The organism is Bacillus sp. AY2-1 (genome assembly GCF_008368965.1).
In the GTDB taxonomy this organism is placed as follows: Bacteria; Bacillota; Bacilli; order Bacillales; family Bacillaceae_G; genus Bacillus_A; species Bacillus_A thuringiensis_S.
Genome location: NZ_QPEL01000223.1, coordinates 1 through 6,548, shown reverse-complemented (window position 1 = coordinate 6,548; position 6,548 = coordinate 1). Strand labels below are relative to the sequence as shown.

The window sequence follows — 6,548 nt, the reverse complement described above, 5'->3', positions numbered from 1 at the left end:
GGTGAATTACATGAAATTAGGTTGAGAAACTTAAGAAAACGCTTTCATTTTGTGTCATAATTTTTTTATAAATACTACATAAACAAAGGAGCTTACTAACAATGAACGTCTCGTTACTTACACCTACTACTGATTTACAAGAAGAATACTTAGATTTCTATAACGAATGGAAAGATAGCGGTGAAACAATGATCCCGTGGGTTATCTCAAAAAATCCTGCTAACTTCCCAGCTATGGTTCAAGAACTTCTCGATGCGCATAACGGAATAAATATCCCTGAAACTTGGGTACCAGATTCTACATATTGGCTCGTTACAAATAATAATAGAATTGTCGGAGCTGTTAATATACGTCATAGTTTAACTGAACATCTATTTAACGCTGGCGGTCATATCGGTTATGGCATTCGCCCTTCTGAAAGAAGAAAAGGTTATGCTACGAAATTACTAGCATTATCATTAGAAAAAACGAAGGAATTAGACATCACGAAAGTACTTGTCGTTTGCGACGCAGTGAATACCGCTTCTGAAAAAACGATTTTACATAACGGCGGGCTTCGTGATGATGATTTCACTGAGGAAGATGGGAATGTAGTAAGAAGATATTGGATTGAGCTATGAATGATCACAAATAAGCGAGAAAGTGATTATACACTTTCTCGCTTATTTTACACTGCTTCTATTTCAAACTGCACTGTAATACCACTTGGATCTACTACCGTAAACCCATTTGTAGTTTCATTTATTTCATGTTGTTTTTCTATTAATCTTTCTTTCACTGCATCTAACGCTTCTTTATGCGGTAGTACAATTGTATATACCTTTAGTCCAGTTGCATGTACTGGTGGGTGTGGATTATTTACTCCGTTCCACGTATTTGCACCGATATGGTGATGATATCCTCCTGCAGAAATGAATAAGCAGTCATCTTCACGTTGTTGCACTTCAAACCCTACTGTCTCTACATAAAACTCGTGTGATTTTTCTACATCAGCTATTCGTAAATGTACGTGCCCAACGACAGTATTAGCAGGTAATCCATCAGCCTCATAATCAACGAGTGTTGCCAGCTCTTTTAAATCTAGTGGCGTACTTCCTCCTGGTCCTTCTCCCCATTGATCACGCGGACGGTCTGCATAAATTTCAATACCATTCCCCTCTAGATCTTGCAAATAAAACGCTTCGCTATATGTATGATCACTTGCACTGTTAAACCTTGAGATTGGTAAAATTTCATTTGAATATGTATAACGCCCTTCTTGTTCAGCTGGGCTGTCAATTACATTCTTATTACGAAGAACCCCAAATAGCGCAGAAGCAAAAGCTTCACGAGTCGGAACTAAAAAGGCTACATGATATATACCAGTCGTACGCGGTTCTTGCAGTACCCCGTCCTCTATCTTTTCAAGAACAAGTAATGTATTCTTACTACCTTTTCCTGCTAAATATGCTTTATTCCCCTCTTGCTTAATTACCTCTAATCCTACAACATTCTTATAAAAAGCAATTTGACGCTCTAAATCTTTCACTTTAAATTCAACATGACCAATACGTGTTTTCGGATGAATTCGTACCATGAATAACTTCATCTCCTTATCCCTATATTTTACCATTACATATAACCGTTACTATGAAGGATACAACTAAAATCATCCTATGTAAATAAGAAAAGTCAGAATTTACATACATTTTTATTTTCATAATAAAAAAAGCCTCCTTTTCTAACTTTCAGAAAAGGGGGCTTTTTAACGCTTATCTCATTTTATGTACTTCAGCAACTAGCTTTCCACCCTGAATGCCCATATAAAGCTTCACAGGTGCATCATTCGTATTTTCAAATACTAAATCTAAATATGGATATGCAATTGTAGCATCTCTTCCTTGAGGAACATAACCTACCGTTTTAGAATGTGTAGTTCTCTCCACCATTTTCAGGCCAGCTTGATCTGCTGCATTGTATAAAGTTGAAGATGTTTGGCAAACACCACCACCGTATCCATCTACTAATTTACCATCAACTATTTCTTTCCCTAATTGATATCCTTTGTCTGGTGTTGTATCACCGATTAATGAATTAAAAGAGAAACGGTCTCCTTTTGCTAACACAACTCCATTTATGCTCGCTGCTGACAAACGAATATTCTCAATACGGCCACCTGTTGAACCGCCTAAGTTCGTTTCATATCTACCAATTACCGTACCATTTCCTTGCGCATCACTTAATGTTGCGACTGGTTTTTTCTCCACGATCGGCAACTGATACGTAGCATCCCACATACCCACATTTAACAATTTATCTACTAATTCTTTTTCCATTAATTCATAAGAAGGTTTTCCTTCTTGCCAACTTCCATCAGGTGCTATACGTGAAGGAACCATTTTTTTGTCGACGCTTTTTCCAACCTCACCAACAACCTTTGTTACAGACTTTTTAAATTTCGCTTCATCTTCAAAATAGCCTAAACCAGATAAATCTAATTTTTTCACTTCAGTACCAGTTCGACCATCAACTAAACTAATAGTATCCTGCACTTCTGCTTTAGCCTCTACAGTGTGCCCACCAATATCACTTACCAATGCAACATCACTTACTTTTGTACCACAGCCACTCACTACAGCTACACATAACACCCCAACTAATATACCCTTTACTTTACGGAACAATATACTCTCTCCCTTTCCCCAACATCACTATTATGTATTTATTTCATTTTTATGTATGTTTTGTTACAATCATTTTACAATATGTTTATAAAATGTTACAAGTTATTTTTCACTCTATATAAATTACTCTTTTCTTTTACAAATGTCTATACATATTTACATAAAAGTTTGAGTTTGATAGAATTGTAACTTTTATGTAAACTCTCCCTTTTATCCAGTATATACCATTAAGCAAAAGAAATACAAATCAAAAACCCTCAAGCTATTTTTTATAAAGAAAAATCCCTCAACATAAATAGGTATTTGCCGTGCCACCGCTCCGCTTTTGCACATACATTATGGTGAATTCAACCTATTTTAAAGAAATGGAGGATGTTATTATGTATCCCTACAATCCATATGATCCATATAATCAATATGCGTACCAACAACCACAGTATGACTTACAAGCACAATACCAATCTTATATAGATCACGCAGAGCAAACGAATCCATATGACCAAAATAGACAATTCCAACTTCCAATCTCTTTTCCTGGCACTGGAAATCGTCAATTAGAAAGACGCGTAAATGAGCTTGAACAAAGAGTACGTCAACTAGAAAATACAGTTGAGCGCCATACACGTAGACTAAACCGCTTAAACCAACGTTTACGCACAGTAGAAAACAGACTAAACATTCCATTCGCAGCATTAGAAGACGGATTTTAATCGAGAAAATAAAGTGAAACTTTAATCAGCCTTCACCAATCGGGCTTTTACGGGCAGCCCGCCCGGCAAATAGCGGGATAAAAATTATATAAAGGAAGGGGCTCCCCCTTCCTTATATAAATTGACGAAAGTTTTTTCCATCTCTATACTGATAAGAGTTAATGAAATGAAACAAGGTGATAAATATGGATTTTGAAATAAATTATCTTTCCTTTTATGTTGTACAAGTAGAAGGAAAAGGTGAAGCAGTTGATAAACGCTACAAACATTTTCAAACTTTAGACGCTGAAGAATATGAAGATAGCTCCTTAAAAGAATTTTTGAATGGTGAGTTATTAAAAATATCGAAGCGAAAAGTAGAACGTCATGCAAAAACAGAACAAGCCCCAACAAAAATTGGTCGCTTTATTGTAGAGGAAGGGCACGAACTTGATTCAAACCCTCATTACAACCTTTTTAATCGTATTCGCTTTGCAGAAACAAAGGAAAACTTTAAAGATATGAGCGAACCTCTCGTTTATACATATCTTGACACAAGCGCTGTACGCGGTGGTGTATTTTTAATTGCTCAGGCAAAACTACGCAAATACTTTGATGATCCATTCGTATTTGTAATGAAATGTGACTTCGAACCAAAGGTGGCTTCTATTTCTGATGAATCAACACTGATTCGTAACGTTGAAATGGCCATCACAACAAAGAATATGAAATCTATCCAATATCCGTACATGCCTGAAGAAGGTATGGTCGAAGTGAGCGAATTAAAAATTCACCAAGCATCACACGCCCGCTACTTTGAAGACTTCTTAAAATTCGTCGAATATGAACGCTCTATGCCTGAAATTATGAAAACACAAGTAATGGACATGGTATACGACCAAATTGAAGATGTATTTGAAGAAGGTACAGAAGAACGCGAACAATTCGACCAAGCGATGGAAGTATGGGCTGCCAGTCCGAAACGCGAAATTATGGAACAATTTTCAACCGAAGAAGTAATGGAAGCTACCGCTCAAATCGTCGAGCACGCCCCAGAAGTGGAATTAAAGCTAAAAGCAGACCATATTTCTGTGAAGGCTCTACTGGCTGATTTCGGGGACCAAATACATATTGCGAAGGTAAATGACCGATATGTACTTATGATTGAAGCAGACACACTTACGTTTGAAAAAGGATTCTCTCCTATTGAGTTTCTGAAGCCAGATGAATTGCAAGATGTGATTGAGCGGATTGAGAATAAGCAGCAGTATAGCTATAGTCCAGAGGGAATTGAATAGAACAACTGCAAAAAACCTACCTCTTTTATAGAGGTAGGTTTTTTCACATTAATCACGTATTTTCCTATTGCTATCATAAGACAACTTTCTAATGCTATATATTTGATTTAAGGAGGTAAATACATATGATCATTTACCATAGTCCTCATTCTTTAACTGAAGTTAGCATGATTCCTATTGAAAAAATAAATCTATTGTATAATCCCTACATTACAAAATCTTATTCTAAAAAAATGAACAGTACTATTGAATATATTGATATATTCGATTTACTCTTACCAGTCGAAAAGCATCCTCTAAAAGATGAATACATTTTAGTTGGAAAATACGATTGTTACAATTTCATAACTAATAATCCACATATAAAACAAATCTCCTGTATTATTGAAGATTTTACAGAAAAACCTTCACAATACCTCAAAATACTTCGTAGACTTCATAACAAAGGCGATTCTAATAAAACCAATAGACAATTTATTTTAAATAAACTTGAGGAAAATCATTTCCCTCTATTACAAATTTTAAAACAGACAGGCTTTACTAAAAACGATTTACGGGATTACAATTATAAAGTAACCGTTCCGAAAAACTACATAAACAGCCATACCACTGAAAAAACTATGAATTGGATTAGTGATTTAAAGTTAAAAAGTAATACTAAACAATTTTTATATAAATGTGCAGGTCTTCCAATAGGAAATCATAAACGATTAACTGAAGAGAAGAAAAAATTCCTACAACATTTCTTTGCACATGCAAAAGGATTTGAAAAATTAACTACTCCTCAACAGATTAACATTCTAACTAACGCCCTAAATTTCAAAGCAATAATGACTGCTCAATTACAGCAACAAATTAATTGCTATTTAATACGATGAATTTAAATTTATGTAGCTAAAAATAAAGGAGAATGTCATTTAACCTCTACATTCTCCTCCATCTCAGCCAAATACCTAATCTGCCGTTCTGCTTTTCGCACTGCCGTACGAAAATGTTTTTTCAGCAGTTCTACTGTATTTTCACTTATATAATATCTTTCCGTAATACTTTCCCACGTGTCACTACTTTCAAATGTACTCCATTCAAAAGAGCGTTCTGTATTTTTCTTTAGTTCTTTAAACACCCATTTTCGCATCTTTTTTTTCGCTTTTTCCGTTAGTTTCCCGTCCTTTACAAGTTCCAGTTCGCCATGTCTTTTGTACCGTTTATGAATATCTCTCTCGCTATATACTTTAAGAAGTATATTTGCTGTATTCTCAGCATCTGCTAGAGCTCGGTGCTGTTTCCCTTCCCATGTTAAACCGAGCTGTTCTACTGCAAATTGTAAACTTGGCGTATGTTCAAATAATTCTTCATACGCTTGGAAAACAAATTTTTGCAAATCAATTCTATTTTCTTTTTCTATACTTGGGCATTCAACACCATGTAATGCACAATCATGAGATAGAAAGCGATAATCTTCTTTTCCCCATGAAACAAATATACAATCTTCGCCGATGAACTGAATAAATTTCTCTACAATTTGAGGGAATTTTTCTACACCAATTAAATCTTCCTTTGTAATTCCAGTCAATTTTGTCGTATGACGAGTTAATCGTGCACTTGGTTTTACTAACTCCGAAAACTCTTCAATTATCTTCATTGTACCTATTTTTATTTTTACAGCTCCGATATCAACTATTTCTGACGGATTTTCTGATTTATACGGTCTGAAATTCCTCTCAATATCAAACACAATGAAATGTGTAGCGTTTTTCAATTTATTTACCTCTTTCTAAATTCCTTTTCACACAAACACTCTATTTTCAGTATTTATTTATTCATGTACTTTATACAAAAATACTCCGAATAAATACATGAAAATTCAGTCTCGTTATGATCTGTAAGTAGGAGGACAT

At 35.1% G+C, this 6,548-nt stretch carries 7 protein-coding genes; 4 read left to right on the top strand and 3 right to left on the bottom strand.

Annotated features, from left to right (window positions below; genetic code table 11):
- Positions 1–101: 101 nt before the first annotated feature.
- A complete protein-coding gene (locus DN403_RS29225) occupies positions 102–620 on the top strand; it encodes a GNAT family N-acetyltransferase (protein ID WP_001103122.1) in 519 nt (172 codons plus the stop codon).
- Between the two features lie 47 nt (positions 621–667).
- Here the strand turns inward: DN403_RS29225 and DN403_RS29220 are convergent, their stop codons facing one another.
- Positions 668–1,576, bottom strand: coding sequence for a VOC family protein (locus DN403_RS29220; RefSeq protein WP_000251643.1), 909 nt, complete (start codon positions 1,574–1,576; stop codon positions 668–670).
- A gap of 175 nt (positions 1,577–1,751) precedes the next feature.
- Positions 1,752–2,663, bottom strand: coding sequence for a VanW family protein (locus tag DN403_RS29215; protein WP_000488994.1), 912 nt, complete (start codon positions 2,661–2,663; stop codon positions 1,752–1,754).
- A 380-nt stretch (positions 2,664–3,043) separates the two neighbouring features.
- Between DN403_RS29215 and DN403_RS29210 the strand changes: the two genes are divergently transcribed.
- The 3 genes from DN403_RS29210 to DN403_RS29200 all read left to right on the top strand — a co-directional run bounded on the left by DN403_RS29210 (position 3,044) and on the right by DN403_RS29200 (position 5,528).
- Complete coding sequence (locus DN403_RS29210) at positions 3,044–3,373, top strand: hypothetical protein (RefSeq protein ID WP_000283708.1); 330 nt, start codon at positions 3,044–3,046, stop codon at positions 3,371–3,373.
- Positions 3,374–3,558: 185 nt separating this feature from the next.
- The gene (locus tag DN403_RS29205; protein WP_016077398.1) at positions 3,559–4,650 is read left to right on the top strand and encodes a DUF3900 domain-containing protein; all 1,092 of its coding nucleotides are present in this window, start codon (positions 3,559–3,561) and stop codon (positions 4,648–4,650) included.
- A gap of 125 nt (positions 4,651–4,775) precedes the next feature.
- A complete protein-coding gene (locus DN403_RS29200) occupies positions 4,776–5,528 on the top strand; it encodes a hypothetical protein (protein WP_149186050.1) in 753 nt (250 codons plus the stop codon).
- 35 nt (positions 5,529–5,563) lie between these two features.
- Here the strand turns inward: DN403_RS29200 and DN403_RS29195 are convergent, their stop codons facing one another.
- On the bottom strand, positions 5,564–6,409 hold the full coding sequence (locus tag DN403_RS29195; RefSeq protein WP_149186049.1) for an exonuclease: 846 nt from the start codon (positions 6,407–6,409) through the stop codon (positions 5,564–5,566).
- Between the last annotated feature and the right edge of the window lie 139 nt (positions 6,410–6,548).

Excerpts from the sequence above, each read along its gene's own strand:
- DN403_RS29225 (WP_001103122.1), top strand. The coding sequence starts at position 102 with ATGAACGTCTCGTTACTTACACCTACTACTGATTTACAAGAAGAATAC.
- DN403_RS29220 (WP_000251643.1), bottom strand. The coding sequence starts at position 1,576 with ATGGTACGAATTCATCCGAAAACACGTATTGGTCATGTTGAATTTAAA.
- DN403_RS29210 (WP_000283708.1), top strand. The coding sequence starts at position 3,044 with ATGTATCCCTACAATCCATATGATCCATATAATCAATATGCGTACCAA.
- DN403_RS29205 (WP_016077398.1), top strand. The coding sequence starts at position 3,559 with ATGGATTTTGAAATAAATTATCTTTCCTTTTATGTTGTACAAGTAGAA.
- DN403_RS29200 (WP_149186050.1), top strand. The coding sequence starts at position 4,776 with ATGATCATTTACCATAGTCCTCATTCTTTAACTGAAGTTAGCATGATT.